Raw genomic sequence first — 25413 nt, 5'->3', positions numbered from 1 at the left:
GCTCCCGTTCAAATTGAAACGGCAAGCATGCGGAAATCGGGATTACGCCACAAGGCTGTGGTTTATGGAGCGCTTACGACGTTTCCACCCTGGCAGGCGGTCTACAAGGCGTTTTCACGCTGGGTTGACGCAGGTGTATTCGAACAGATGCAAGACCGGCTGCGCGAACAATGGCGTGTACGCATGGGGCGAGCAAGTATGCCAAGCGCTGCAGTAATTGATGCACAGTCCACCCGTATTTCGCCGCAAGGTGGCGCAAGCGGATTTGATGCAGGCAAGAAGGTCAGAGGGCGCAAACGTCATCTCGTGGTCGATACCATGGGGCTGATCATCGCAGTGTCCGTCACCGCTGCAAGCGTGCAAGACCGGGATGCGGCAGCAACCGTGATAACGCAAGCGTGCAGCAAGAGCCCTCGCCTCGAAAAGCTCTATACCGACGGCGCCTATGGCGGGAAATGCGCGCATGCCATCGAGCAGGCGCACCATATTCGAGTTGAAGTGGTGCGTCATCTAGCCAATGGTACGACTGGAACGCTGCACGATCCCAAGATCACCCCTGAGCATGCCGCAGGTACAAATGCCGGGTTCACGATCCTTCCCATGCGCTGGGTGGTCGAAAGAACCCATGCGTGGACTGAACGCTGGCGCCGCACGGTGATGCATCACGACCGCAAACTCGACGTCTCGGCAGCTTGGGTTTGGTTGGCAGAAGCGCGTATGCGACTCAACAGACTAGCTTATAAGAGTTGATTTTTTCTGGCCCCTCTAAGCTTGGCTTTATTCATTCAGGCGGCGTAACGGACGGTCTCCGTCAGGCGCTCAAATAGTGTGCGGGGGATTCTCATGATATCGGTTTCTGACTGCGACCCGCAAAAAATACCCGCGCTTCATATCGACCGGCGTACCAAGGCGACCGTGTCGGAGAAGGTCGGGCTGTCCTTGGCGTACCAGGCAGAGTGACGCATCATCATGGCTTGTCCCGCCAACAGCTCGTTGGCTACCAGCGTGACGATCGAATACAGTCCCAGAATCGCCGGCGTCGTGCGCGAGATGGCCTGTGCGGACCACTGGCGTTGTGTCTCCATGCCCAGATGGACACGCGTCTCCTCAAACGTCACTTCGATCTACCAACGACGGATGAACCATGCCAGTATCTGCTCCGGTCCGGCTTCCAGGTCGGTACACAGGAATGCCTACGCCTGGAAGGTGCCGCGCGGATCGCGCACCAGTACTCAGCGCAGCGGCACGACTGGCAAGGTGGCGCGGTACCAGATAGCTGTGCCGGTGGCGAACTCGACTGTTTTATCTCCTTCTTCATACCATTGGGAAAGCATGGCTTCATGCCAAAGCGTGGTGGCGGAAGCGAGTGTCTGGGTGAACATTGGTTGGAGGGCTCCTTTCAGTTGTGATCGTCCCTTCGTGTCGGATGCCCGAGCAGGCGCAGGATCGTACAGGGCGGCATTGAGGCGCGGGCGGGTGACGATGCACACTGTGTCGCGCGCGGCGGCAAGCAGTTTCAATACCGCAAAACTGCTGTCGGCAACGACAACAGACCGATTTGGCAGCCAACGCTGGACCATCAGCAGTAATTGAAGTGCACGATCGGTGAACTTGTTGGGGCGCAGGTGGCGGTCCAAGTAGTAGCGCTCCGACGGCGCCAGTACCGAATAGAACAGCAATGACCAGTGGCGCCGGGCCTAGGGGATTGGCGCCAGTAACATCAAGCACAGCCAACGCAAGCCACTGGCCCTGACGAAATGAATGTGACTCGATCGCACCGGATCGCGGTAGATTCCCTTGGCGGCAATCTTGGGTCCGCGCCGCCGTTCGATCGTGTCGTCCAGGGCCATGAGCAGGGGGGCTCTGCGGAACGAACACGGCGATCAGCATGCACAGAAGACGCCGGCCGGTGGCCAGCGGCGACCATTGGATACGATTCAGCATTCGGTGGTACTGCTGAAATTGCCGCTCTATGACCATGCCCATGACACGCAGCACGGCGGCGACCGTTCGCGGGCCAACGGCCACAATTGCGCCCGCAAGCAACACCGGCACCAGAGGCCAGGCTCGCTTGGAAAACAGATCGGAAAATCCTACAATAACCTTCGTAATCCCGAATGGTAACGTTGCCATGATTGACCTCTTGTCCAAGAGTGGATCAATGACTGACAATACATTCCGGGCATACGTTCCCTCCGTCATTCGCTCACCAATGGACAAAGTCAAGCTAAGCCCCGCCCATATATTATCTTTCCAAAAATTATTTATTCAAAAAATATTTAATTAACTGCAAACACATTTGAAGAATAATAGGCTATCATTCATATATCACATTTCTTCGCGGTCGACCTGTTGGTTGGATCGCTAACCTCGTTATGATATTTTTAGGCCCAGACTATCCCGAAGTTAGAGATTTATCTTCGCTACTTTTACGCATGCGCGGACGTTTATCTTATAGAGCACGTGTGGAGCACTGCCACACGGCTGCAGTCAGTATATATGGATTAATTGATCATCGTTTATCCATCGACTATCAAGATGTTACTTTTATGGGTCGAGTGGTTGAATTGCACCTAAGGTTCAGCAATCAACCCATCACACTTCGCGACGTTAACTGTCATCTATTAGTCATTCGTTGGCGTGGAAATGGTTTCATTGAAATTTTCAATGGCCCGGCCCCAAAGATGAAACGAGACGATTTTACCAAAACAATATCTATCGATGAATTAAAAGAAATTGGCACTTACCCAGAGACACGTTTTCGTGAACAGCCTCCTGAAATGCCGCGGGCTTATCTTGGAAACAAAGCAACGGATAATATAGCTCGGCGCAACAATGGTGGCAATGGTAATGGTGCGGGTGGAAATGGAGGTAATAATGGCGACGGAAACTCAGGAGCCGGTGGTTTAACTGAGGTTGTCGGTCACCCTGTCTTGTTTTCAGTAGAGCTGAATGCATACCGTCGCCTGTTGGAGGAGTATTGATGTTAGAAGTTCACAATGCATTTCTTGCACTCATCGCGCATAAAATTGCTCCATTCCAATTTGATATCGGATTTGGAGTAGTTAACGCTAGTATTCGGGATCAGATCGTGCGCGCGCAAATGATAGTACGAGCACTTGCGCAATTGAACGAATCGCATCGAACCCGCCCTCTCCTGATCTGCGGTGCAGGTATCGCCGGGCTTGCTGCTGCGACGGAGGCTAAGAGGATTGGCCTCGGGTTTGTGCTTATCGACAAAGAAGAGTTTCCAAGCGGAGCCTTAGCAGGTGCGGGTACACGCTACCTCAGCCCAACTATGTACGAATGGCCTGCGCATTTATTCGATGAGCATCGGCATCCACCAGCGGACGGGACTTTTCTCGCTGCTGATAAAAAGACTGGGTTCCTAATGAATTTCACAGCGCCAGTCAGCATGGAAAAACTGCGTTTAGATCTTGAAGCTAAGTTAGGAAGAAATCTGATCACATTAAAAAACAATGCGAAGCAATTTAAAAAGAAGAATTGGTACCTACCAAATATTCGCATCGATGATTCTAGTAAAAAAGACTTGCAATCCCTTTTAACACCAGTTGACCCAATTCCCACGCTGCCCATTGGCTTACCACCGATCATCTTGACCGATGCGCTAAGTGGCGTGATAAATCGCACTATAGAAGTTGACTGGATTATTTTTGCCGGTGGATTTTCCGCCGAGGAAACGAATTATGCAGGAATCGATTTCGATACCCCTCCATTCTGGTCCTCAGATGATTTAACTCACCTTTACTTTGGAATTACTGGGATCAGTCACGTGTCAGCCTTAATCGTCGGTTCCGGCGACGGCGCCATCCAAGATGCCATACGCTGCCTGATCGATAAAAAAGTTCCACACCCAGTTGCAATTTGGAAAGAAATTATCAAGGATATCACGCCAAATATTACTCACAACCCTCGCAACCTGGATGTGATTTTAAAAGAAATCTTATCGCTCGATCAGTATTCGAACACATCATATATGTGGAGCGGAAAAAAAGAGATCTTCCAATCAGTTGATGCAGCCCATGTCAGGCTTGCCAATGAACTGTTAGCACTACAGCCTTCGATAGGTAACAATATCCGTTCTATCCTGCGGTCCGATGTCTCTCTGGTACGCATCCAGCGTAACCGCAAATATTTCACACGCTGCTATGCGCTTAACCGTTTCTTGATTCATTTGATCAAAATCGTTCTCGATATTAAACAAATCCTACGCAAATGCCCGAAGCTCGTTTTTGGGCATGGAAACATTGAAGAAAGCGCCATCTCCCTTGCCCCTGACAAAAAAACCTATACTTGGAAGAGTCATACTTTCCACCGGGTTGTGATCCGTATCGGCGGCAAGTACAAGGACTATCAAACCATTGGGCTCAGTGGCATAGATGCCGCCCGCGTCCAATTTGGGCGCATCCCACCACCCTTCGTCCCCACCAAGAGCTGAGCAGCGCGACTCGTGGATTTTTAAGCAGATTGTCGATACCTTAAGTACTTCGTTCGCGCAATAGTCCAAAGCCAATGACGGCACTGACGTCGTGCCTACCATAGCTGAAGACTTATCACGCGATGAAAACGTGAATCGATCGGAACATCAGGAATAAAAACACCGTCCGCAAGCCTGCCGATAAGACTCATTCCCGCCAATACTGATCTGCTCGCCTTCCTTGATGCGGCGGCCCTGCTCGTCGACGCGGATATTCATGGTGGCCTTCTTGCCGCAGGTGCAGATGTTCTTCAATTCTTCGATATCGTCGGCCAGCGCCAGCAGATAGGCCGAGCCGGGGAAGGGTTCGCCCTTGAAGTCGGTGCGCAGGCCGTAGCAGATGACGGGCACGCCCTTGACTTGCGCCAGCTGATGCAGCTGCTGCACTTGCTGCGTGCTGAGGAACTGCGCTTCATCGACCAGCAAACAAGCGACTTGCGGGATATCAAGCAGGAAGTTGGTATCGGCGTCGAAAATATCGACGACTCGTTGCGGCCCCAGCCGTGAAGTGACGCGGCCCACGCCGTAGCGGCTGTCGATGGCGGCCGTGTACAGGCGCACCTGCTGGCCCTGCTCTTCGTAGTTGTGCGCGACTTGCAACAAGGCCGTCGACTTGCCCGCGTTCATTGCGGAATACCGGAAATAAAGTTTTGCCACTGCCGCCTGCCTGTCTTTGTCTTGTCTGGATACGGTTTATCACATTCCGCGAGGACGCCATTATAAGTCGCCTGACAGCGTTGCGACAGCCTGTATTGAAGCGGCGCATACTGGCGTGGCAAGCCTGGCGGATAGATGAAATGCGCATAAGCTAGCATTAAAACATTCGTTCGCAGCACCCGGGCCCGCGCCTACACTGCGCGGCACGAAAGGCGGCCCTGGACACAATCCGGTGCGGCTGTTTCGCTGACAGGAGACATCATGAATGATCGTACGATTTTTTCGCCACCCCAACCGCCGGCGCTCTACAAGCTGATCGGCAATACCCCGCTGGTCGAAGTGACCAGGCTGGACACTGGCCCATGCCAGCTGTTCCTGAAACTCGAATCGCAAAACCCCGGCGGCTCCATCAAGGACCGCATCGGCCTGTCCATCATCGAGGCGGCCGAAGCCGACGGCAGCCTGCAGCCGGGCGGCATCATCATCGAGGCGACGGCCGGCAATACCGGCATCGGCCTGGCGCTGGTCGGCCGCATCAAGGGCTACCGCGTGATCCTGGTGGTGCCGGACAAGATGTCGACCGAAAAAGTGCTGCATTTGAAGGCCCTGGGCGCCGAAGTGCACACCACGCGCTCGGACGTCGGCAAGGGCCACCCCGAGTACTACCAGGATTACGCGGCGCGCCTGGCGCGCGAACTGCCGGGCGCCTTCTTTGCCGACCAGTTCAACAATCCCGCCAATCCGCTCGCGCATGAAACCACCACCGGCCCGGAAATCTGGGAGCAGAGCGGCCATGACGTAGACGCCATCGTGGTCGGTGTCGGCTCGTCCGGCACCCTGACGGGCTTGACGCGTTATTTCCGCAAGGCGCAGCCGCAGCTGGAATTCGTGCTGGCCGATCCGCAAGGTTCCATCCTGACCGAATATATCGAGTCGGGCAGGGTCAGCGACACCAGCGGTTCATGGGCGGTGGAAGGCATCGGCGAAGACTTCATCCCCTCGATCGCCGACATGGACAGCGTGAAACATGCCTACACGATTACTGACCAGGAAAGCTTCGACAGCGCGCGCGCCCTGCTGCTGGCCGAGGGCATCCTCGGCGGCTCGTCGACCGGCACCCTGCTGGCGGCAGCCCTCAAGTACTGCCGCGAACAGACCACGCCGAAACGGGTCGTCACGTTCGTGTGCGACACCGGCACGCGCTACCTGTCCAAGGTCTATAACGACGGCTGGATGCGTGACCAGGGTCTGTTGCAGCGGGCACTGTCGGGCGACCTGCGCGACCTGATCGGACGCCGCTACGACGAAGGCGACGTGGTCAGCGTGGCCCCCGGCGACACCCTGCTCACCGCCTTCAACCGCATGCGCGCCAGCGACCTGGCGCAGCTGCCGGTGCTGGCAGACGGCAAGCTGGCCGGCATACTCGACGAGTCGGATCTGCTGCTGCATGTGTCTGGCGACGCCGCCCACTTTGCCGGCCTGGTGGGCGACACCATGACCACCCAGATCGAAACCCTGGCACCCTCTGCAGGTATTGCGGCCCTGCGCGCCACCCTGGACCGGGGCCTGACGGCGGTGGTCGCCGACGACGCCCTGTTCTACGGCCTGATCACGCGCTTCGACCTTCTCAACCACTTACGCAGGACACTATCTTGAACGATAAAACCACCCGCAAGAGCCATCTCGCCACGCGCGTGATCCACGCCGGCCAGTCGCCCGACCCGTCGACGGGCGCCATCATGCCGCCGATTTACGCCACCTCCACTTTCGTGCAGGAAAGCCCCGGCGTGCACAAGGGCCTGGACTACGGCCGCTCGCACAATCCCACGCGCTGGGCGCTGGAACGCTGCGTGGCCGACCTCGAAGGCGGCAGCGCCGCGTTTGCGTTCGCTTCCGGCCTGGCGGCGATCTCGTCGGTGCTGGAACTGCTCGATGCCGGCAGCCATATCGTTGCCGGCGACGATATGTACGGCGGCACGTATCGTTTGTTCGAGCGCGTGCGGCGCCGCTCGGCCGGCCACGAGTTCACGTATGTCGACCTGACCAATCCGGAAAACCTGCTGGCCGCACTGCGCCCGGAAACGAAGATGGTGTGGGTGGAAACGCCCACCAATCCGATGCTGAAGCTGGCCGACCTGCGCGCGATCGCCAGCATCTGCCGTGAACGCGGCATTATCGCCGTGGCCGACAATACCTTCGCCAGCCCACTGGTGCAGCGCCCGCTCGAACATGGCTTCGATATCGTGGTGCACTCGACCACCAAATACCTGAACGGCCACTCGGACATTATCGGCGGCATCGCCATCGTCGGCGCGGAAGAACGCCAGGCGGAATGGCGCGAGCAGCTGGGCTTTTTGCAAAATTCGGTGGGCGCGATCGCGGGACCGTTCGACAGCTTCCTGGCCCTGCGCGGCGTCAAGACCCTGGCGATCCGCATGCAGCGCCATTGCCAGAGCGCACTGGCGCTGGCGCAGTGGCTGGAGCAGCAGAAGGAAGTAAAAAAAGTATTTTATCCGGGCCTGGCGTCGCACCCGCAGCATGCGCTGGCGCAGCGCCAGATGGATGGCTACGGAGGCATCATTTCGATCGATTTGGACACCGACCTGGCAGGCGCACGCCGCTTTCTGGAGCGCTGTGCAGTGTTTGCCCTGGCCGAAAGCCTGGGTGGCGTGGAAAGCCTGATCGAGCACCCTGCCCTGATGACGCATGCCAGCATACCGGCCGAACAGCGGGCCAGGCTGGGCATAGGCGACGGCCTGATCCGTTTGTCGGTGGGCATCGAAGACCTGGAAGACCTGCGTCACGACCTGCGCACGGCGCTCGACGCGATCTGAGCGGTGCTATTGCCCCGGGTGGTAGCGGCGCTCCAGGTGCCGCGCCACCTCTTCCGGGTAGAACAGCACGTCCTTGAATTCGCCGCGCGCATACATGGCCGCCTGGTCCTGGAAGTGCGGCGAGGCCGGGTCGCCACTCTGGCCGCCCGCCAGAATGCTTTTTGCCCTGATCCTGGGTCCGAACTCCACCGCCGCCACGAAGCTGTTGCCGCGCTCGCCGTAAATCCGCCTGGTCGTGCTCTTGCTGGTCTGGCCATAGGCCGCCAGCGCGCCCCAGTTGCCCGAGGCATACGGCACCGGCAGGCTGGGCTGATTGTCGTCGAACGGCTGCACCACGTCGCCGGTCAGGCGCTGGTAGCGGTTGATCTCGCCCCACGGCGTTTGCCAGGAGCCAAAATCGCGCTCCAGCCTGGCCGCAGCAGCCGACAGCGCCGCCAGCCGCTGCGCGGCGCTTACTTGTCCGGTCGCCATGAAGTCGACCACCGGCACGCCGGCGGCACGCGCCGCCTTGCCCGCCGTCTCGGCCAGCCCTTGGCCCCAGAACACGGCCAGCGAGGTGGCGGTGGACGCCAGCCCGTAGCGCCAGTCCCAGCCGCGCAGCAAGGCGATCTTGCCGGCCAGCGCCAGCTTGTCGGCCGCATCTGCGGGCAGCGCATCGTATGCCGCAAACAGCGGCGGCAGCAAGGTCTCGAAGGCCGTCAGTTCGCTGTCGTAGGAGGCGGCGATCAGGCTGTCTAGCGTGAAGCCGCTGCGCTGGCTGAACACCTTGACCGCATGCAGGCCGCGTGCGTTTTCCCCATACACCGACATATAGGCCGGGTAGTCCTGCTGGCGCGGGCTGTGCGGCCCGGCGGCCGAGTACGGCCAGTTGTTGGTGTTCTGGATCCAGCCATTTTTCGGGTTGAGCAGCGTGATGGTCTCGCCCACCTCATGCAAGCCGCGCCATTCGGTGGCCGGGTCGCTGCCGTCGACCGGCTGCTTCCAGTTGAAACGGGGATCGCGCACGGGGATGAAGTTGCCGTGAAAGTAGGCGATATTGCCATCGGCATCCGCATACACGGTATTGTTCGAGGAATTGGTGCGCAGTTCCATGGTGCGGTAAAAGGACGCGTAATCGCGCGCCTTGGTGCGCGTGTAGGACTGCGTCAGGGCCGTCAAAGGTTCGCTCATCAGGCGCACCGCCACCCAGCGCCCGTCCTGCGCACGCACGATGGGGCCGTGGTGGCTGTAATAGGCGGTGATGGTGCGGCTGGCCATGCCGCCACCGGCCAGTTTGTAGGGCAAGCTGATCGGCACGGCTTTCAGGGGCCGCAGCGCGCCGCCGTAGCGGTAGTGCCAGGCGCCGTCGTGCTCGACGATGGTTTCCAGGTACTCGTCGATCACATCGCCGCCGCCCGAGGTATGCATCCAGCCGATGCGCTCGTTGAAGCCCTGGTAGACAAAGAACTGGCCCCAGGTCACCGCGCCATAGGCGTTCAGGCCTTCGCCGCTGGTGACCTGCACTTCGGGCCGGAAGTAGAACGAGGTGTGCGGATTGATCATCAACAGCGCATGGCCGTTTTTGGTGATGGCCGGCGCGATGGCAAAGCCGTTCGAGCCGCTCGGCTCGGCTTCCAGGCCGCTGACGGAAACGGCCAGCACCGGTGCCGGCACAGGCAGCGCCGCCTGGCCATAAAAGGCTTCCAGCTGCGCCAGGTTGACCGATTCGATATCGCCGCCGATGCTGCCTTCGCTGAAGCTCAAGGCCATCCACGGCTCGAAATGGGTGATCAGGCGCGGCGTGACTTGTGGGTGGGTGGCCAGATAAAAATTGAGCCCATCGGCAAACGCGTCCATCAGCTGCCGCAGCCAGGGCGGGCTGGCGCGGTACTGCGCCTGCAGTTCGGCCGGATCGATGAAGAGCTTCATGCGCAGGTCGCGGTACAGTTCGCGCTCGCCCTCCACTTCCGCCAGGCGCCCCATGGCGTTGATGTAATTGAGCTCGATGCGGGCGAAATCATCCTCGGCCTGCGCATACATCAGGCCGAACACGGCGTCCGCATCGCTCTTGCCCGTCACATGGGGGATGCCCCAGGTGTCGCGCGCGATCGATACATTGGCGGCCCGCGCCTGCCAGCGCGCCAGGTCGGTGGCGGGCGCAGCGCCAGCGGCATAGGGCGCGGCGCACGCAGCGCAAAGGGCGGCGGCATGCAGCCAGCGGCGGGTGGGCATGGTGTCTCCGGGGTTCAGGATGCGTCGATCAGCGCCGCGATGCGCTGGTTCAATTCCGTGTTTTCCGCCTGCAGCTGCGCCACGCGCTGCTTCAGGCCGGCCAGCTCGCCGCGCAGGCGTTCCACCTCGCTGGGCGCCTGGGCGGCATTCTCCGCCCATGGCTCGTTGCCGGTCTCGGGCGTATCCTGCGACACGTGCGGCATCTTTGGTTCGCGCGGCGTGCGTGTGGCGGCGCGCTGTTCGCGGATCTCCTTGGCCGCCTGGCGCAACAGCTTCTTGCCGCCGGCCACGGCCGCCACCTGCTCGTCCTGCGGCAGCGAGGCCACGGTGGCCGCCGCATTGATGGAGATCGTGCCCGCACGCACCGCTTCGACCAGCTCCGGCGTGGCCGCCTTCTGGATCTTTTCGATCTGGCTGATCTGGTTGCTGGAGAGGCGCGCGGCCTTGGCCACGTCTTGGCGCGTGCTCATGGCCGGCTTCGGCGCGCTCTCGCCTTCCGCCGCCTCGTCGGCAGCGGCCGGCGCCGGGCTGCGCGCGGCGACGATTTCCTTTTTCCTCAGCGCCAGCACGCCGCGCTGGAAATCCGAGACGCTGCGACGCGCCAGGTGATTGTCGATCATCCACAGCATCACGTCGTCGAGCGACTCGAAGCTGCTGTTCTGGATGGTCCTGAAGTCGATATGATGTTTGCGGCAGATGGCGTAGCGGTTGTGGCCGTCGATCAGCACGTCGTTCCACAGCACCAGCGCGTCGCGGCAGCCTTCGGCCAGCAGGCTGCGCTCGAGCGCCGCGTATTCGCTCTCGGTCAGCGGGTCGACATACGACTGCAGCACCTGATTGATAATGATATTCATGGTTGTCCTCTGTAGTACGGCGCGATGGTGCGCGCCGGCACGCATGCTACACCATCTGCCCTGCCTCACCGGGTAAAATCACGGCCACTCCCATTATCCCGGCATCGAGACATGAAAAGAAAGCACGCCGTCGCGGCGATTTTTACCATTGCCGCTGTCGGCTTCACGTATGTCAGCCCGTATATCGCCATGTACCGCATCAGCATGGCCGCCAGGTCGGTGCGCACGGCCAATCTGGCCCACTACGCCGACCTGCCGGCCCTGCGCGCCAGCGTGGCCCGCCAGCTGCGCGCGGCCGGCGAAGCTGGCAGCGAGGACGAACTGCGGCAGTTGCTCGACAGGATCGTCTCGCCGCCCGGCCTGACGGTGCTGATCCTGCACGGCAAGCATGGGGCGAATGGCGAACGCCGCGATTTCCGCATGTCCTACCGCTCCTGGAACGAGGTGGTGCTGCGGCGCGCCGGCGCCGGCGACGCGGCCAGCGCCTTCGTGCTGCGCCGGCGCGACATGTGGGACTGGCAGCTGGCGGACCTGGCCTTGCCGGCCGACTTGTGATCATGTCACGCAGACAAGGCGAATACGCGCTGACTTGATCCAGAGCAAACAATTACCATAATATCTAGATTTATTTAAGGAAACATTATGTAAGATGCCATCACTTCGGGCGCAACGGCGCCGGCAAACGAGAGATTGCGATGAAAAAAGCCCTCTTTTTCGGCATCGTGGCGCTGGCGGTGCTGGCCGGCCTGTTCTATGGCACGCCGTATTTCGCGATGAACCAGCTCCGCGCCGCCAGCATCACGCAAGATGCCGACGCGCTGGCCGCCCATGTCGATAGCAACCGCCTGCGCGCCAACCTCGGACGCCAGCTGCGCGCCCTGTTCGCCGCGCCGGAAGTCGCCAGCGACATCAACCCCGACATCGTTGACCCGTTGCTCGACACCATGCTGATGCCGGAGGGTATCGTGGCCCTGCTCAAGCTGAACGCCCATTATGAAACCGCGGCCGGCCGGCGCAGCGACATCAGCGGCTTGCGGCGCAACACCGCGCCGGCCTACTCGCTGAACTATGTTTCCTGGAATAGCGTCGTGGTGCAGCGCGCCCACAGCAAGAGCCGCGTCGGCGAGCTGACCTTGAGCCGCGATGGCCTGTGGCACTGGAAGCTGACCTCGGTGGCCTTGCCGAAAAACCTGGCCGACGCATGAAATGACGGCGCGCTGCTATGATCTGATTTTCAACCTTCTATCGGAGGCAGCATGTCGGATCTGGTACAACAAGCACTGGCCCACGCGGGCAAGTCGGCGAGCACGCCGTGGGTGGTGACACTGGTCAATGGCGAAAAACTCACCGGGCCGATCTCGCCGCTGGCCGAGGGCTGCTACGCCATCGGCCTCGGCCAGATCAAGTATTTTTCCAGCGACAAGGTGGCCTGCCTGAATGTGTCGGGCGCCGGCGCGTTTCCGATCTAGATCATCCTCAGGCCGCCAGCGCCACGCCGGCCGGTGCGGGCGTGGCTGACGCCGCCGGGATGGCAATCGCCGCAACCCCGGCGGTCGCCAGTTCCGGCAAGCGCGCCAAAGCCGCCTTCAGCGCTTCAAAACACTGTGCGTCGATGGCCGTGCCGACTGTCTCGGCCATGATGTCGAGCGCCTTCGGGATCGGAATCGGGCCGCGATACGGCCGGTCGGCCGTGATGGCGTCAAAGATATCGGCGGTGGTGATGATGCGCGTTTCCAGCGAAATGGCGTCCGCCAGCAGGCCGTGCGGATAGCCCTTGCCATCGAGTCGCTCATGGTGGGCGGCCGCCACGATGGCCAGCTCGGCAAAGGCGTCGATGCGCGACAGGATTTTTTGCGTATAGCCGGCATGCAATTGCACCGCCAGCCATTCGTCGGTATCGAGCTTGCCAGCCTTGTCGAGCACGCTGTTGCTGACGCCCAGCTTGCCCACGTCATGCAGCAAGGCGCCGCGCTTGAGCCAGCGCCGCCGTTCCAGCGACAGGCCCATGGCCTCGCCGATCATGTCGGTGTACAGCGCCACCCGCTCGCTGTGGCCGCTGGTGTACGGACTCTTTGAATCGACCACCTGGCCAAAGGCCGCGGCGATATCGTCCAGGTAGTCTTCGTCGACCGGCACGATGCGCGCGGCCGGTTCCAGCGCCGCCACCGCCGCGCCGATATGCTCCGAGCGCAACATCGACCAGAACGCGCCCGATTCGGCCACCCGCTCGAACGCGTCCACCAGTTGCGGATCGAACCAGCTGCCGGCGCGGTGGCGCACTTCGGCGCGCGCCGCCCTGGCGCCGTCGGCCGTATGAAACACATCGATCACCTGCGCCATCAGCGCGATGCGCGAGAACATGGGAATCGCGTCGCCGGCCACTCTATCCGGCTTGCCCTGGCCGTTGTAATGCTCGTCGAGGCTGTAGATGCCGGCCGCCACGCTTTCCGGGAAGCGCAGCAGGCGCGCGATATCGGCGCCGCGCTGGCAGCGCGTGGCGACCAGCTCGCGGGCGATGCGCGGTCCGTCGCGCAAGATCGTCATGACGGCGCGAAACCGCTCGGCCAGCCCGGCTTTCAGCCCGGTGTGCTTGAGCACGAACTTCAGCACTTGCGGCAGGCTGTCGCCGACCGCCTTGTAATCCTGCTTGAACGCCAGGTCGTCGGTCAGGTACAGCTCGCAGATGCGCGCGGCGTTGCTGCTGCAGCCCAGGTCCTTCAGCAGCAAGGTGTAATACAAATCCCACAGGTCATCGTCGCTCATGCCGATCTCGCGGCCCACATGCATGCCGATCCAGCAGCAGCGGATGCAATGCCCCTCCGGCTGGCCTTCGGTAATGTCCAGCGCCTGGCTCAGGGCGGCAATCAGTTCGGACAGCTTGATGCTGCTGGCGGGGAGCGGGGTCATGGTTGAAATTGGCATGATAGAAATAAAAATTTCTTTGGCGAAATTAATTTATATTCTACGCGAAGCCTCAGCCGTCTGCAGCAGGGGCAAATACTTAGGCCGCCACCCGGCACGGCAGAGTGAGCGTGCCGCGCGGGGTGGCTTGCATGACGGGAGCATGTGGCATTGCAACAACATGGCGCGGTACCAGGCGCATGCAGGGAAGTTGTTGTTTTTTTGCCGGCGGCTTGCCCGCCCTTGCCTGGGTACGCAGCGCCGCAGGGGCAGGCACGCCATTTTTCATCGCCGGCGCGAACGCCCCGGCTCCCCACTATGCATCACCGCCCTGGTGACGACAAATACGATTTTATTGGTGGATTCAGAGGAAATTGATATGAATTAGTCACCGTAAAACTGGTCCGAATGGCAAAACTTTCCGTGATAGCATGACTTTCCCTGACGGCGAAAGCCGGCTATTCCCTTCCCCAAAACCAGACCGATAGGAGTCGTTTCATGATGACACAGCATGCAGGCATGGTGCGCCGCACCTTGATCGCCCTGGCAATTACCGCCGCCTTCCCGCTGCAGGCCATGGCCCAGGAAACCGCGCCGGCAGCCATCGAGACGCCCGCCGCCACGAGCACCTCCAGTGCGGGCCAGCTGGAAACCGTGATCGTCACGGCCCAGCGCCGCGCGGAAAACATCAAGGACGTGCCGATGTCGATCGCCACGCTGAAAGGCGAAAAGCTCGACGTGCTGACCGCCGGCGGCGCCGATATCCGCTTCCTGAACAGCCGCTCGCCCAGCGTCTCGGTCGAGTCCGACTACGGCCGTACCTTTCCCCGCTTCTATATCCGTGGCCTGGGCAATACCGACTTCGACCTGAACGCCTCGCAGCCGGTCGGGCTGGTGATGGACGACGTGGTAATGGAAAACGCCATGCTGAAAGGCTTTCCCGTCTTCGACGTCGACCAGGTGGAAGTGCTGCGCGGCCCGCAGGGCACCCTGTTCGGCCGCAACTCGCCGGCCGGCGTGATCAAGTTCGATTCGGCCAAGCCGGTGTTCAAGACCGAAGGCTACCTGAGCGGCGGCTTCGGCAAGGATGGCATGAAGAATGTGGAAGGCGCCTTCAACGTGCCCGTCAGCGATACCGTGGCGCTGCGCTTTTCGGGCCAGACCCAGCGCCGCGACGACCGCGTGCACAATCCACGCCCGACCGGCACGCGCGACTTCGAAGGCTATGAAGACAGCGCCGGCCGCCTGCAGGTACTGGTCAAGCCGACACGCGACTTCAGCGCCCTGTTCAATGTGCACGCGCGCAACCTCGACGGCACCGCCACCCTGTTCCGCGCCAATATCCTGAAGCAAGGCACCAATGACCTGGTCGACGGTTTTGACTACGACAACTACCCGACCGACGGCATCAACCGCCAGCACCTGAAGACCAAGGGCGGCAGCATGCGCCTGAAATGGGACTTGCCGGGCGTCACCCTGCACTCGATCACCGGCTACGAAAAGCTCGATTTCTTCAGCCGCGCCGACGTCGACGGCGGCTACGGCGCCGTGTATGCGCCGCCGATGGGCCCCGGCTTCATCCCGTTCGTGGTGGAAACGGCCGACGTGATTCCGAACCACAAGCAGATCTCGCAGGAGTTCCGCGCCGAATCGTCTGCGCGCGGCCCGCTGCAATGGATAGGCGGCCTGTTCTACTTCAAGGAAGACATCCAGATCGACAGCATCGCGTTTGACAGCCTGGCGCCAGGCAATCCCCAAAGCCCGAACTACGCCACGCAGAACCAGAGTTCGAAATCGTACGCGGCCTTCGGCTCGCTCAACTACACCGTCTCGGACGCGCTGAAACTGCGCGCCGGCGTGCGCTACACGCGCGACGAAAAAGACTTTTCGGCCAAGCGGGTGGAAGCGACCACGGCCGGCCCGTTCTACCTGAACGACACCTCGCACAATATCAGCTGGGACCTGAGCGGCACCTATGTGCTGACGCCGTCGACCAACGCCTACGCCCGCGTCGCCACCGGCTACCGCGCGCCATCGATGCAGGGCCGCCTGAACGGCCTGGCCGACCGTCCGTCGTTTGCCGGTTCGGAAAAAGCCCTGTCGGTCGAGGCCGGCATCAAGCAGGACCTGTTCGACAAACGCGCCCGCCTGAGCCTGGCCGTGTTCCAGTACCGTGTCAAAGACAAGCAGCTGACCGCCGGCAGCGGCGCCGTCAACATGAACCAGCTGATCAACGCCGACAAGGCCATCGGCCGCGGCGTGGAACTGGACTTCCAGGCCAACCTCAGCGATGCGCTCAGCATGACCCTGGGCGGCAGCTACAACCACACGGAAATCCAGGACAAGAGCCTGTTCGTGCAAAGCTGCGGCAACGCCAGCAACAACGCCGCCAGCGGCTGCACCGTCACCGACCCGCGCGGCCCGTTCGCCGGCACCGCCTATATCGACGGCAACCCGCTGCCGCGCGCCCCCGAATGGCAGGGCAACTTCACGCTGAAATACAGCATCCCGCTCGCCAACGGCGAGTTCTACGCCTACACCGACTGGGCCTACCGCACCAGCTACAACTTCTTCCTGTACGAAGCCAAGGAATACAAGGCCAAGGAACTGCTGGAAGGCGGCCTGCGCGTGGGCTACAAATGGGACCGCTACGAACTCTCCGCGTACGGCCGCAACATCACCAACCAGATCCAGTCACTGGGCGCGATCGACTTTGATAACTTGACGGGGATTATCAACGAGCCACGCACGTATGGGGTGCAGTTCAAGGCGACGTTCTGACCGCTCGCTGCGCATGCAGGCAAGCAAGTCATGCCGTCCGGTGCAAGCCGGGCGGCATTACTCCTGGCGCCCCCATTGTTCCGCCATCAGCAGCGCGGCAATGCCCTCTGCCTTGACCGGCCGGCTGTGCAGATAGCCCTGCATCTCGTCGCAGCCGCTGTCCAGCAAAAAGTCGCGCTGCTCGATCGTCTCGACGCCTTCCGCGATCACCCGCAGCTGATCTGGTGCGCCATGGCGATCACGGCGCGCACGATGGCCTGGTCCTGCACCCTTCCACCCAGGTGCCGAAGAGATCGGCGCCGGCACGCTTGCCATTCAACTCGATGTGACGGATGCACGGACCTGTCCCGCATCGAAGAGGGCACTCGGCGCCATCGCCCTGGCGCTTGCCATCGAACTCGAAGACGCTCCTGTCAAAGTGCGTGTGGGAGGTGGTTCGCATGCAGCGGACGCAGGCTTTGCGGGCAGGCGAATCAGCTGGTGCGGCCTGATTCGCCAGCGGTGGCGCGTCGTGCTGGCGGGATTAATGATCATGCTATGATTAAATTTTACTAACGCTGGAGATTGATTATGACTGTAGAGCCATGGGATTCGGACGTCGAACTTGAGGTTCAAGAAAGAGCGCGCGAAATTGAAGCGGTTGGCGGAGCCCTGCTTAACAATGCGCGGACTTTGGTGGGCATTCATTTCGACAGCGCGTTTCAAAATGACCCCGCCGTGATAGCCGCGGTCTTCCAGGGCCTGGTGGCATTGCATGGGCCGGTAAAGTAAGTTTTCAATACCTGAAGTGGTCATCATGCCAACCGCGCAAAACTGGCGGCCGAGCCAGAGGAAATTTAACACGGCCCAGCTGTGACCGATGGCCTTATAACGTGGTCCGTCAACTGCTGCGCGTACGACATGATCGCGTGTCAATATTCCGGCCGTGAAAATCTTTCAGATGATGGTGTGGGTAATACTCCCGACAGTACGGCGATAGCTGTTTCAACTCCCAGGAAAAGTGAGACTGTATTTTTCATACGTCGGATATGACAAATCCGCCGAAGCGGGTAGTTCGTCCATATTTTTCCATGCTTAACCGAAGTTCCATTTTGGTAAATTCGTTGGTAAATTTTGGCAAAGGTAGCAGTAGTCCGTGCCATGACGCATCATTTTGCACTTTCGACAGACGAAAAAAAACCTGCTTCCCCTATGAAAAGGGGGAAAGCAGGTTTTTTCGCACTATGCGATGTATGTTCGTGGTGCCCGGAGCCGGAATCGAACCGGCACGCCCTTACAGGCGGGAGATTTTAAGTCTCCAGTGTCTACCAGTTTCACCATCCGGGCAGCGGCGAGATTCTAGCACAAGAGTTACCGTTTATACTATCGACAGTCGACCGGCGTCGGCGGCAATGGATACTTTTCCATCAACGACAACGACAACGACAGTGCGATTCTTATGGAAATAACTTCAAGATGAAAATCCGGTGTGCCGCTTTATTGGTTTTCGTGCTGAGCTGGTCCGCACAAGCCACTGCCCAGGACGAACGATGCCCTACCGCAGAAGGCAAGGCAGTGACCTCACTGGATGAATTGCCTGCGCAGGTGCTGGACTTGTTGGACCGGGCCAGGGCCGGGACGGCTGGTATTGCAGATATCGGTGGAAAATTCAACCCGACTGACGTCATCGTCGATAATTCTGTGCCGATGCGCAGGCTGGTCACGGGTGTTGCCGGCCCTCAATGCATCTGGTTGACAGTCGAATACGGTGGCATAGGGCATTATCAAAAACAGCTGGAGTACCGGCTGGACAAGAATCAGTGGGTACAAACCAGGTTCGCGAATGTGGAACGCGCTCCGCTTCTCGCCCCTCCTTCCCGTCACTGATCATGCCTCATAATAAGAAGGCAGTTGCCGCTGCCAGTAACATTTCCATCTACAAAACAGTGCCTGTCTTCTTGCCGGGTCAGGCGCGCCAGAATAGTGATTGATTCATGCAAAAACAAGTCGTACGTTACTTACATCTCACCCCCGACAGCGATTTCCCCGCGCTGGAAGGCCTGTCGCCATTCAAAGCCATCGTGATCCTCGACGCCGACGTGGCGGAAATGACGATGTGGGAAACCAGCCGTGCGCTGGTCGCGGCCGGTTGCCTGTACGCGTCCGTCTGGGGCAAGCAGTGCGAAGCCTGGCATGACGCCATCGACGATGCGTACCTGGAAGCGACCAATTACGAAGACGTCGAACCCGAAAAAGCACTGGCGACGACCTGGCATGAAGACGAGGAATTGAGCGAGGTATTCTGGTTCGCCAAGCATCGCGCCGTGCACCCCGCCGAACTGCGCGAAACGCTGATCCTGCATATCGCCGAAGCGCCGCGCCGGGATGAACTCGAAGCGGCGTACCGCGACGCCTGACCAGCTGTTCTACAATTTATTCGCTGCCATGGCTGCTGTCGCGCGCCCTGGCTTTTGCCTCTTCCTGCGACCCCATCCCGTTGAAGAACAGGTTCAGCAGCACGGCCGCGATCGCCGCCAGCAGGATGCCGCTGTGCAGCAGTGGCGACAAAGCCTTGGGCATATGCTGGGCATATTGCTCGGCGACCAGCGGCAGCATGCCGAAACCGATCGCCAGCGCGACGATGAACAGGTTGTTGCGGTTGCTCTTGTAGTCGACGCCGGCCAGGATGCGGATGCCGGTGGCGGCCACCATGCCGAACATCACCAGGCCCGCGCCGCCCAGCACAAAGGCCGGCACGGCTTCGGCCGCCTGGGCGATTTTCGGCAGCACGCCCATTACCAGCAAGATCAGGCCGGCGGCCACGCAGACCCAGCGGCTGCGCACGCCCGTCACGCCGACCAGGCCGACGTTCTGCGAGAACGAGGTGTAGGGAAAGGTGTTGAAGATGCCGCCGATCAGGGTGCCCAGGCCGTCCACGCGCAGGCCGCGGCTGATGTCGGCCTGATTGATGCGCTTGCCCGTCATGTCGCCCAGCGCCAAAAACATGCCCAGGGATTCGATCATGACGACGATCATCACCAGGCTCATGGTGAGTATCGCCACCGCGTCAAAGGTCGGCATGCCGAACTGGAACGGCGTGACAATGGCGAACGCCTTGGCGCCGGCGACCTTGGCGAAATCCGTCTTGCCCAGCGCAAAGGCCAGTGCCGTGCCGGCGATGATGCCGGTCAGCACGGCGATATTGGCCAGAAAACCGCGGCCATACTTGGCCACCAGCAAAATGACCACCAGCACGAACAGCGCGATGCCCATATTGTCCAGCGCGCCATAGGCGGGGTTGGCGATCATCGGTGCGGGGCCGCTGCCCGCCGCCGCCACAAATGCCGGATCGGGAATTTTCGCCATCGATGGCGGCCCGCCCATGGCCCAGTTCACGCCGACGCGCATCAGCGACACGCCGATCACGGCGATGATGCTGCCCGTCACCACCGGTGGAAACAGGCCCAGCATGCGGCCGATAAACGGCGCGATCAGCATGGAAACGATGCCGGCGCCGATCACCGCGCCAAAGATGCCCGTGATGCCCAGCTCGGGGTTGTTCGCCATCGCCAGCATCGGGCTGACGGCGGCAAAGGTGACACCCATCATCACCGGCAGGCGGATGCCGAAGTATTTGCCCAGGCCCAGCGACTGGATCAGGGTGACCAGGCCGCAGCAGAACAGGTCGGCGCTGATCAGCGCGGCCACCTGCTCGGGCGGCAGCTTGAGCGCGCGGCCGACGATCAGCGGCACGGCGATGGCGCCCGCATACATCACCAGCACATGCTGCAGGCCCAGGGTGAACAATTTACCAGGTGGCAACATTTCATCGACGGGCGACGGACTGTCGCCGACAGGCGGTGCGATGATGCGGGGGATGGCTGTCAGATGAGGTTTTGCCACATTACGCTCCATTTCCGGTAAGCCTGCCGCAGCCGGGGCGGCAAGTGAGAGACAAGGGGAACAACTCTCTCACTGCAATGCATGCATCGTGCCAACCCACCTTCCTCGCCATGGTGCAAAAAAGACCATGCATTCATCATGACAACGCCGGCCTGCACTGTTTTCTGGCGCAACTCACCAAAAGGCGGCGCGCTAACGGCAAGCCTCCAGCAGTGCTTCGAGCTGCCGCACATGCGCCGCTTGCAATTTATCGCGCGCCAACAAGGCTTGTGCCTGCGCAAAGATGCCGCGTGGCGGTACCAGCGGCAAGGACGGCGCGGCTGGCAGCGCGGTGACGCAGGGCATGGCGGGCGGTGGCGGCATGCCTGCACAGGCCGACAGCAGGCACAGCAAGACAGGCAGCAGCAGGCGGCGCTGCCTCATGGCATTTCGCTGGCGATCAGCTTTTCGGCCGCCAGGCAGGCGTCGCCATCGTGGCGCAGCGCCAGGATGCGCGCCGCTTCCGCTTGCGCGCCGGCCTGCCCTGCTTGCGCGGTGGCCAGGGCCTGCCTGGCGCGGGCGGCACGCCGCGCAACGTCCTGGCGCACGCTGTCCAGCGCGGCTTCGGATTTGGCCAGCTGCACGCCACAGTCCATGCGCCCCGCCTGGTAGCCCCAGCGCTGTGCGCAGAGCACCAGGGCGCCCACCAGCGCCAGCGCCGCCAGCACGAGCATGGGCGGCCTCATGACAGCACCTTGCGCGTCACCTGGAACAGGGCCAGGCGGTCGGCCAGTCCGTTCAGGCCGCCGTTGATACGGCGCGTGATCCGTTCCTGATCTCCCGCGTCGGCCAGCCGGTTCAGGCCGCGCGAGTGCCAGAACCAGGCCGCAGAACGGCAGGCGGCGCCTGGCTGCTCCAGCAATTGTGGCGCGGCCAGCAAGTTGATGCCCAGCGCCACGCCACAGGCCGCATAGTTGGCGCGCCCCGTCACCTGCAGCAGGCCGCGCCCCTTGAAGCGCACGCCGTCGCCCGCCATCACATTGCCGAGGTCGCCACGCCCTTCATAGGCGGCGCCGCTGGCCAGTTCGCGCACATGGCGCAACTGCGCCGACTCGTGGCCGACCTGGGCCAGGAACGACGCCTGGCGCGCCGGCGTATCGATGCCGAATTCCTGCATGGCATTATTCAAGGGCGCCAGGTACAGCGCGGCGCGCTGGCCGGCAAACGGCATGATGGCCAACAATTGCGCGCCCGTCACAGCCCACCCCGCACGTCCTTGACCACGGCGGCGGCATCGGCCGCGAGTTCGCCGATATCCTTGCCGCGCCGTCTGTCGAACCAGCGCACGCAGGCGCCCAGCACCCACCACGCGGGCAGGCCGGCCGCCACCATCAGCGGCGCGGCGATAAACAAAAAACCCGTGGCCGGGTCGCCGCCATACAGGCCGGCCACGGTTTTCGCGCTGTCGAACAGGCTGGGCCACCACGACAGCACGGCCGCCACCAGCGCCGGGCCGATAAAGGTGGAAATGATAATGCTGGAAAAAAAGCGGATGAACGCCTCCCTGGTCGACTGCGGCCACATGAACATGAAGCCCAGCGACGTGGCGGCGGCGCCGGCCAGCACCGGCACGCCAAACAGTTTGATCAGTGCGCCGCCGGCGGCGGTGGTTTCGATGGCCATGATTGCCTCTCTTGTGGTTGAAATAAAAAAACCCGCCGTGGCGGGTTGGTATTGGCTTGCTGATCTGTCACACGGCCTTGACCATCACGTAGGCGCGGCCATCCGGTTCGATCGAGATCACGCGCCCGACCGCCCGCCGATATTGCGCCATGGTGATGTCGTCCGCATGCACGGCGATGCCCGCAATGCCCTCGCCATCCTGCACCGGCACAATGTAATCGCCAGGCCGGGCGCCCATCACGTTGACCGGCACGCGGCCGGCGATCGCGATGCGGTCGACTTTCTGGCGCTCGACTTCCAGGGCGGCCTCGAACGTGGCCATGGCCTCGGCATCGTGCTGCGCAGCGGCAGCGTGCGCAGCCAGGGCGGCAGCGTAGGCTGTCTGTTTTTCCGACCACTCGGCATCGGTATCGCCAGGCGTTACCACGTCCAGGTATTCCTGCGGCTCGGTGCCCGGCAGCGGCTGCTGCTCAATCACATCATCGCGCCGAGCCGGCGGCGTCGGCACCGAGCCAGCCTGCGGCTGCGGGCGGGGTCCGAGGCCGCTTGACCATGTGTCACCCCCGACGAATGACGGCGCCGTCGATTTAATGGCAAACATAACCGCCGGCGACCATTGATCGGCGATCGTGTTTTCAGCGGTGATGCCGACGATCTGCCCCTTGGCCACAGCCGCGCAGCAAGCACTTTTGGGAATGTACTCGGCATAATCGTTCCCGCCGGTATTGACCGTTCCATTTGCGGATATGCTCCGGGCAGTCACCTCGGCTTTCGTCAGGTACATCACAGCGCTTGGCTGATTAAATGTACCGCCGTCACCACCATACAGCAGAAAACTGGGGGAATTCCTGTAACCTGCAGCCATGATGAATGCACCAGATGAGACTGGTGACGAAATGCGCATCGGCCCGTGAACCTGCAGCAAATCCAACTGCCCGGAATTCTCGAGCGTTTTTGCACCGATCAACACGGCACCCGTTTCAGTGATTCGGGCCACCTCCGGGTAGCCAGATGCGCCTCCACCTGTGCCAGTCTCAAATGCGGTGTATCCGGCAGAGCTCCCGGTAGGATCTCCTGCACCAACAATGCGGCTGCCGTATCCATTCGTGCCGGGATAGCCGAATCGGATAGCCGTCCCGGAAATACCTGCACCGCCCGAGTTGGTGAGCAGGGCGAGCTGCTCGATGATGCCTGCCGTTCCGGTGCGGGTTACTGTGATGGTCGAGGTCGACGTCAGCGGTCCGGTGAGCGCCCCACCCGTGAGCGGCAACGCATTGAACGGGCCGGCCGCAAACGCGTCCCACATTTGATTGAGCACCTCGACAACATTTTTCATACCGGCTGTAAATTTGCTGGCCATATTTTTAAATCCCTTCTATTTGGAGTGGTGCTGCATAAATTTCGTAATACGGCGTGCTGACCGCGTCGAGATTGGCCACGCGGCCGTATAGCATGTGGTCCTGCTCCAGCAGCGAGTCAGGATTTTCCGGAAACAGGCTGAACAGCAGCGGCCGGACCGGGCCGCATTCACGCAGGATGCGCATCAGGCGCGCTCGATCTGGCGCTGTCAGGTGCGCCAGGCTGATTGCCAGTTTGTCGCTGGCGGTACCCACCGCAGTTTTGGCAGTGCCGGCGGCCGTGCGGTAGACCTCGGTGCTGTCTTGCAGCTGCACGCTGGCGCCGTATTCGGCATTGTTCTCGGGCGACCAGTAATTGCCGGCTACCAGGCGCGATATCTCGATGTAGCCGGCAGGCAGGTCCGGGCAATACACATCGATCACCAGGCGGCGCACGAATACCGGCGCGAACCAGGCCACGGCATCCGCGCCACCACCGCGTGCCCAGGTGTTCGTGCCGCCCCAGGCATCGGCGTTCCAGCCCAGCGGCAGCTCGCCGAACGGGTAACTGCCCAGCGGCGCCTCGGGGCACGGCATCATCCAGCCCGTGTCGATCGCTGGAGCCGCGTCATTCGGCTGGCCATAGCCGCGCACACGCATGCGGGCGCTGCTGGTCACGTTGGTCAATATCAGTGCCACGCAGGCGACGCACTCCTGCGTGGGCCACGTGGCGGTAATGGTCTGCGTCGTGCCGACGGCGCGCAGCACGGCAGATTTGCGGTCCAGCTGCAGGTTGGCCGGGCCCAGCGTGCCGGCCTGGCTCGATGCGGCCAGTCCCGCGCGGTCGGCGGCGTTGTCGTGGATTATGCGTAAATTGGGCATGGCGCTCCTATGGCAAATTGGTGCCGTCGACGATGAAAAACGGCGACGGTTCGGAATACACGGTATCGGGTGGCAGCGCGCCGCTCATGATTCCGGAGCGCAGCACGAGCGTTGGGGCGTAGGCGATCGCGCCGCTCACCCGGCGTACCAGGAACCGGCGGTAATCGGTTTTGATGTATTGCCCGCCAGTGCCTGGCTCATAGGTCGCCTCGTAATAAGGGCTGGCGCCGAGCGCTACCGGGCGCGCCACCGAATTGACGACCACGCCGCTATCGAGTCCACCCAGGGCCAGCGGGAACGTGAGGGCCGGCGCGCCGAAATCGTGCGTCACCTGGTTTGTAACGCTGTGGCGCAGCAGCAGACCGGCATCAGCAATCCGCCCCGTGATGGTGGTGAACGCCCAGATGGTGACCTGTTCCTGCTGGTCGAAATCACCATTTTCGGCGCCGCTGTATCCACAATATGCGGTCAGCGTATGCACCCCATTTGCATAATCGGTTTTGAGAATGCCGACACGCCGGTCGACGGGCAGATCGATCGCCCACAGAATCGAGCGCGTGCTGGCGAATTGATAGGTCGACGAACCGGACACGGTGCCGCCACCCGAGCCATGGGGCTGCTGCAGCGATACGAATGTCGCGCGGCCGATGCAGTGTGTGCCATAGGTGTCGCTGTCGACCACCAGTTCATTGTGCTGGTTACGAATTCTGAGGCGTTTCGTCATTTTAAAAACACCCCCACGCATGGCTGCCGGCCGCTAGACGACGCTGGCCAAACCCCAAACTGAAATCTGGGGTAGCCCAGCGACTCATCGTAGGTGTGCGGGATTACCTGAAACCCATCTCCGTAGATCACCACTGGAATGTGGCCGACACCAGCCTCTGGAAATGTAATCGTCCGCCCCCCCGCAGGAA

At 61.2% G+C, this 25413-nt stretch carries 28 protein-coding genes and 1 tRNA gene; 13 read left to right on the top strand and 16 right to left on the bottom strand.

What is annotated here, in order from left to right:
* A partial coding sequence (locus ACP7B7_RS12580; RefSeq protein WP_426076887.1) for an IS5 family transposase occupies positions 1 to 750 on the top strand: 750 nt, incomplete at its 5' end.
* Between the two features lie 137 nt (positions 751 to 887).
* Here ACP7B7_RS12580 and ACP7B7_RS12575 read toward each other — a convergent pair.
* Together ACP7B7_RS12575 and ACP7B7_RS12570 are read right to left on the bottom strand one after the other, a co-directional pair.
* Positions 888 to 1085 (bottom strand): hypothetical protein, encoded by a 198-nt coding sequence (locus ACP7B7_RS12575; RefSeq protein WP_426076886.1) that lies wholly within the window; start codon positions 1083 to 1085, stop codon positions 888 to 890.
* A gap of 147 nt (positions 1086 to 1232) precedes the next feature.
* On the bottom strand, positions 1233 to 1637 hold the full coding sequence (locus ACP7B7_RS12570) for a transposase (RefSeq protein ID WP_426076885.1): 405 nt from the start codon (positions 1635 to 1637) through the stop codon (positions 1233 to 1235).
* Positions 1638 to 2375: 738 nt separating this feature from the next.
* Here ACP7B7_RS12570 and ACP7B7_RS12565 point away from each other — a divergent pair.
* Both ACP7B7_RS12565 and ACP7B7_RS12560 read left to right on the top strand, forming a co-directional pair.
* Entirely contained in the window at positions 2376 to 2984 is a 609-nt protein-coding gene (locus tag ACP7B7_RS12565; RefSeq protein ID WP_426076884.1) for a hypothetical protein, read from the top strand.
* The gene (locus ACP7B7_RS12560; RefSeq protein ID WP_308921730.1) at positions 2984 to 4459 is read left to right on the top strand and encodes an NAD(P)-binding protein; all 1476 of its coding nucleotides are present in this window, start codon (positions 2984 to 2986) and stop codon (positions 4457 to 4459) included. Before ACP7B7_RS12565 ends, ACP7B7_RS12560 begins: the two co-directional genes overlap by 1 nt.
* A gap of 147 nt (positions 4460 to 4606) precedes the next feature.
* On the opposite strand, the gene ACP7B7_RS12555 is transcribed toward ACP7B7_RS12560, so the two are convergent.
* Complete coding sequence (locus tag ACP7B7_RS12555) at positions 4607 to 5155, bottom strand: thymidine kinase (RefSeq protein ID WP_308921731.1); 549 nt, start codon at positions 5153 to 5155, stop codon at positions 4607 to 4609.
* A gap of 261 nt (positions 5156 to 5416) precedes the next feature.
* On the opposite strand from ACP7B7_RS12555, the gene ACP7B7_RS12550 reads away from it, so the two are divergent.
* Both ACP7B7_RS12550 and ACP7B7_RS12545 read left to right on the top strand, forming a co-directional pair.
* On the top strand, positions 5417 to 6811 hold the full coding sequence (locus ACP7B7_RS12550; RefSeq protein WP_426076883.1) for a pyridoxal-phosphate dependent enzyme: 1395 nt from the start codon (positions 5417 to 5419) through the stop codon (positions 6809 to 6811).
* The gene (locus ACP7B7_RS12545; protein WP_426076882.1) at positions 6808 to 7989 is read left to right on the top strand and encodes a trans-sulfuration enzyme family protein; all 1182 of its coding nucleotides are present in this window, start codon (positions 6808 to 6810) and stop codon (positions 7987 to 7989) included. Before ACP7B7_RS12550 ends, ACP7B7_RS12545 begins: the two co-directional genes overlap by 4 nt.
* 6 nt (positions 7990 to 7995) lie before the next feature.
* Here the strand turns inward: ACP7B7_RS12545 and ACP7B7_RS12540 are convergent, their stop codons facing one another.
* Together ACP7B7_RS12540 and ACP7B7_RS12535 are read right to left on the bottom strand one after the other, a co-directional pair.
* Positions 7996 to 10200, bottom strand: coding sequence for a penicillin acylase family protein (locus tag ACP7B7_RS12540; RefSeq protein WP_426076881.1), 2205 nt, complete (start codon positions 10198 to 10200; stop codon positions 7996 to 7998).
* Between the two features lie 14 nt (positions 10201 to 10214).
* Positions 10215 to 11054 (bottom strand): hypothetical protein, encoded by an 840-nt coding sequence (locus ACP7B7_RS12535; RefSeq protein WP_426076880.1) that lies wholly within the window; start codon positions 11052 to 11054, stop codon positions 10215 to 10217.
* 111 nt (positions 11055 to 11165) lie between these two features.
* On the opposite strand from ACP7B7_RS12535, the gene ACP7B7_RS12530 reads away from it, so the two are divergent.
* From ACP7B7_RS12530 to ACP7B7_RS12520, 3 genes are all read left to right on the top strand, one after another.
* Positions 11166 to 11609 carry a DUF2939 domain-containing protein gene (locus ACP7B7_RS12530; RefSeq protein WP_308921736.1) on the top strand — a complete coding sequence of 148 codons (444 nt, stop codon included), beginning with the start codon at positions 11166 to 11168 and terminating at the stop codon, positions 11607 to 11609.
* Between the two features lie 140 nt (positions 11610 to 11749).
* A complete protein-coding gene (locus tag ACP7B7_RS12525) occupies positions 11750 to 12259 on the top strand; it encodes a DUF2939 domain-containing protein (protein WP_426076879.1) in 510 nt (169 codons plus the stop codon).
* A 51-nt stretch (positions 12260 to 12310) separates the two neighbouring features.
* Positions 12311 to 12523, top strand: a complete 213-nt coding sequence (locus ACP7B7_RS12520) for a hypothetical protein (protein ID WP_426076878.1) — start codon at positions 12311 to 12313, stop codon at positions 12521 to 12523.
* A gap of 7 nt (positions 12524 to 12530) precedes the next feature.
* Here the strand turns inward: ACP7B7_RS12520 and ACP7B7_RS12515 are convergent, their stop codons facing one another.
* Complete coding sequence (locus tag ACP7B7_RS12515; RefSeq protein ID WP_426076877.1) at positions 12531 to 13961, bottom strand: HD-GYP domain-containing protein; 1431 nt, start codon at positions 13959 to 13961, stop codon at positions 12531 to 12533.
* On the opposite strand from ACP7B7_RS12515, the gene ACP7B7_RS12510 reads away from it, so the two are divergent.
* Together ACP7B7_RS12510 and ACP7B7_RS12505 are read left to right on the top strand one after the other, a co-directional pair.
* Positions 13960 to 14343 (top strand): hypothetical protein, encoded by a 384-nt coding sequence (locus tag ACP7B7_RS12510; RefSeq protein WP_426076876.1) that lies wholly within the window; start codon positions 13960 to 13962, stop codon positions 14341 to 14343. The genes ACP7B7_RS12515 and ACP7B7_RS12510 overlap by 2 nt on opposite strands.
* A 110-nt stretch (positions 14344 to 14453) precedes the next feature.
* Entirely contained in the window at positions 14454 to 16736 is a 2283-nt protein-coding gene (locus tag ACP7B7_RS12505) for a TonB-dependent receptor (protein ID WP_426076875.1), read from the top strand.
* A 57-nt stretch (positions 16737 to 16793) separates the two neighbouring features.
* Here the strand turns inward: ACP7B7_RS12505 and ACP7B7_RS12500 are convergent, their stop codons facing one another.
* Positions 16794 to 16946, bottom strand: coding sequence for a hypothetical protein (locus ACP7B7_RS12500; RefSeq protein WP_426076874.1), 153 nt, complete (start codon positions 16944 to 16946; stop codon positions 16794 to 16796).
* Between the two features lie 360 nt (positions 16947 to 17306).
* Between ACP7B7_RS12500 and ACP7B7_RS12495 the strand changes: the two genes are divergently transcribed.
* On the top strand, positions 17307 to 17507 hold the full coding sequence (locus ACP7B7_RS12495; RefSeq protein WP_308921743.1) for a hypothetical protein: 201 nt from the start codon (positions 17307 to 17309) through the stop codon (positions 17505 to 17507).
* A 468-nt stretch (positions 17508 to 17975) separates the two neighbouring features.
* On the opposite strand, the gene ACP7B7_RS12490 is transcribed toward ACP7B7_RS12495, so the two are convergent.
* Positions 17976 to 18062 (bottom strand) — tRNA-Leu (locus ACP7B7_RS12490).
* 129 nt (positions 18063 to 18191) lie between these two features.
* Between ACP7B7_RS12490 and ACP7B7_RS12485 the strand changes: the two genes are divergently transcribed.
* Both ACP7B7_RS12485 and ACP7B7_RS12480 read left to right on the top strand, forming a co-directional pair.
* Positions 18192 to 18602 (top strand): hypothetical protein, encoded by a 411-nt coding sequence (locus ACP7B7_RS12485; protein ID WP_426076873.1) that lies wholly within the window; start codon positions 18192 to 18194, stop codon positions 18600 to 18602.
* Positions 18603 to 18709: 107 nt separating this feature from the next.
* A complete protein-coding gene (locus ACP7B7_RS12480) occupies positions 18710 to 19132 on the top strand; it encodes a DUF7684 family protein (protein ID WP_308921745.1) in 423 nt (140 codons plus the stop codon).
* A 16-nt stretch (positions 19133 to 19148) separates the two neighbouring features.
* Here the strand turns inward: ACP7B7_RS12480 and ACP7B7_RS12475 are convergent, their stop codons facing one another.
* The 8 genes from ACP7B7_RS12475 to ACP7B7_RS12440 form a co-directional block, all read right to left on the bottom strand.
* Positions 19149 to 20540: a nucleobase:cation symporter-2 family protein gene (locus tag ACP7B7_RS12475; RefSeq protein ID WP_308925785.1), complete on the bottom strand. Its 1392-nt coding sequence runs from the start codon at positions 20538 to 20540 to the stop codon at positions 19149 to 19151.
* A 270-nt stretch (positions 20541 to 20810) separates the two neighbouring features.
* A complete protein-coding gene (locus ACP7B7_RS12470; protein WP_308921746.1) occupies positions 20811 to 21041 on the bottom strand; it encodes a hypothetical protein in 231 nt (76 codons plus the stop codon).
* The gene (locus ACP7B7_RS12465) at positions 21038 to 21343 is read right to left on the bottom strand and encodes a hypothetical protein (protein ID WP_308921747.1); all 306 of its coding nucleotides are present in this window, start codon (positions 21341 to 21343) and stop codon (positions 21038 to 21040) included. The genes ACP7B7_RS12470 and ACP7B7_RS12465 overlap by 4 nt, the downstream gene beginning before the upstream one ends.
* On the bottom strand, positions 21340 to 21840 hold the full coding sequence (locus tag ACP7B7_RS12460) for a glycoside hydrolase family 19 protein (protein ID WP_308921748.1): 501 nt from the start codon (positions 21838 to 21840) through the stop codon (positions 21340 to 21342). The genes ACP7B7_RS12465 and ACP7B7_RS12460 overlap by 4 nt, the downstream gene beginning before the upstream one ends.
* Before the next feature lie 11 nt (positions 21841 to 21851).
* On the bottom strand, positions 21852 to 22280 hold the full coding sequence (locus ACP7B7_RS12455) for a hypothetical protein (RefSeq protein WP_308921749.1): 429 nt from the start codon (positions 22278 to 22280) through the stop codon (positions 21852 to 21854).
* A gap of 67 nt (positions 22281 to 22347) precedes the next feature.
* On the bottom strand, positions 22348 to 23640 hold the full coding sequence (locus tag ACP7B7_RS12450; RefSeq protein WP_426076872.1) for a hypothetical protein: 1293 nt from the start codon (positions 23638 to 23640) through the stop codon (positions 22348 to 22350).
* Between the two features lie 4 nt (positions 23641 to 23644).
* A complete protein-coding gene (locus ACP7B7_RS12445) occupies positions 23645 to 24499 on the bottom strand; it encodes a hypothetical protein (RefSeq protein ID WP_426076871.1) in 855 nt (284 codons plus the stop codon).
* Positions 24500 to 24506: 7 nt separating this feature from the next.
* Entirely contained in the window at positions 24507 to 25223 is a 717-nt protein-coding gene (locus tag ACP7B7_RS12440; RefSeq protein WP_426076870.1) for a hypothetical protein, read from the bottom strand.
* Positions 25224 to 25413 lie beyond the last annotated feature (190 nt).

Source organism: Janthinobacterium sp. PSPC3-1 (genome assembly GCF_049896105.1).
Classification (GTDB): domain Bacteria; phylum Pseudomonadota; class Gammaproteobacteria; order Burkholderiales; family Burkholderiaceae_D; genus Janthinobacterium.
The sequence above is the reverse complement of the archived record's forward strand: the minus strand, read 5'-3'. Positions and strand labels throughout refer to the sequence as shown.

Bases quoted from the DNA above. Each gene is read 5' to 3' on its own strand.
- ACP7B7_RS12575 (WP_426076886.1), bottom strand. From the start codon at position 1,085: ATGGAGACACAACGCCAGTGGTCCGCACAGGCCATCTCGCGCACGACG.
- ACP7B7_RS12565 (WP_426076884.1), top strand. From the start codon at position 2,376: ATGATATTTTTAGGCCCAGACTATCCCGAAGTTAGAGATTTATCTTCG.
- ACP7B7_RS12560 (WP_308921730.1), top strand. From the start codon at position 2,984: ATGTTAGAAGTTCACAATGCATTTCTTGCACTCATCGCGCATAAAATT.
- ACP7B7_RS12550 (WP_426076883.1), top strand. From the start codon at position 5,417: ATGAATGATCGTACGATTTTTTCGCCACCCCAACCGCCGGCGCTCTAC.
- ACP7B7_RS12540 (WP_426076881.1), bottom strand. From the start codon at position 10,200: ATGCCCACCCGCCGCTGGCTGCATGCCGCCGCCCTTTGCGCTGCGTGC.
- ACP7B7_RS12535 (WP_426076880.1), bottom strand. From the start codon at position 11,054: ATGAATATCATTATCAATCAGGTGCTGCAGTCGTATGTCGACCCGCTG.
- ACP7B7_RS12530 (WP_308921736.1), top strand. From the start codon at position 11,166: ATGAAAAGAAAGCACGCCGTCGCGGCGATTTTTACCATTGCCGCTGTC.
- ACP7B7_RS12525 (WP_426076879.1), top strand. From the start codon at position 11,750: ATGAAAAAAGCCCTCTTTTTCGGCATCGTGGCGCTGGCGGTGCTGGCC.
- ACP7B7_RS12520 (WP_426076878.1), top strand. From the start codon at position 12,311: ATGTCGGATCTGGTACAACAAGCACTGGCCCACGCGGGCAAGTCGGCG.
- ACP7B7_RS12510 (WP_426076876.1), top strand. From the start codon at position 13,960: ATGGTTGAAATTGGCATGATAGAAATAAAAATTTCTTTGGCGAAATTA.
- ACP7B7_RS12515 (WP_426076877.1), bottom strand. From the start codon at position 13,961: ATGACCCCGCTCCCCGCCAGCAGCATCAAGCTGTCCGAACTGATTGCC.
- ACP7B7_RS12505 (WP_426076875.1), top strand. From the start codon at position 14,454: ATGATGACACAGCATGCAGGCATGGTGCGCCGCACCTTGATCGCCCTG.
- ACP7B7_RS12495 (WP_308921743.1), top strand. From the start codon at position 17,307: ATGACTGTAGAGCCATGGGATTCGGACGTCGAACTTGAGGTTCAAGAA.
- ACP7B7_RS12485 (WP_426076873.1), top strand. From the start codon at position 18,192: ATGAAAATCCGGTGTGCCGCTTTATTGGTTTTCGTGCTGAGCTGGTCC.
- ACP7B7_RS12480 (WP_308921745.1), top strand. From the start codon at position 18,710: ATGCAAAAACAAGTCGTACGTTACTTACATCTCACCCCCGACAGCGAT.
- ACP7B7_RS12475 (WP_308925785.1), bottom strand. From the start codon at position 20,540: ATGTTGCCACCTGGTAAATTGTTCACCCTGGGCCTGCAGCATGTGCTG.
- ACP7B7_RS12470 (WP_308921746.1), bottom strand. From the start codon at position 21,041: ATGAGGCAGCGCCGCCTGCTGCTGCCTGTCTTGCTGTGCCTGCTGTCG.
- ACP7B7_RS12465 (WP_308921747.1), bottom strand. From the start codon at position 21,343: ATGAGGCCGCCCATGCTCGTGCTGGCGGCGCTGGCGCTGGTGGGCGCC.
- ACP7B7_RS12455 (WP_308921749.1), bottom strand. From the start codon at position 22,280: ATGGCCATCGAAACCACCGCCGCCGGCGGCGCACTGATCAAACTGTTT.
- ACP7B7_RS12450 (WP_426076872.1), bottom strand. From the start codon at position 23,640: ATGGCCAGCAAATTTACAGCCGGTATGAAAAATGTTGTCGAGGTGCTC.
- ACP7B7_RS12445 (WP_426076871.1), bottom strand. From the start codon at position 24,499: ATGCCCAATTTACGCATAATCCACGACAACGCCGCCGACCGCGCGGGA.
- ACP7B7_RS12440 (WP_426076870.1), bottom strand. From the start codon at position 25,223: ATGACGAAACGCCTCAGAATTCGTAACCAGCACAATGAACTGGTGGTC.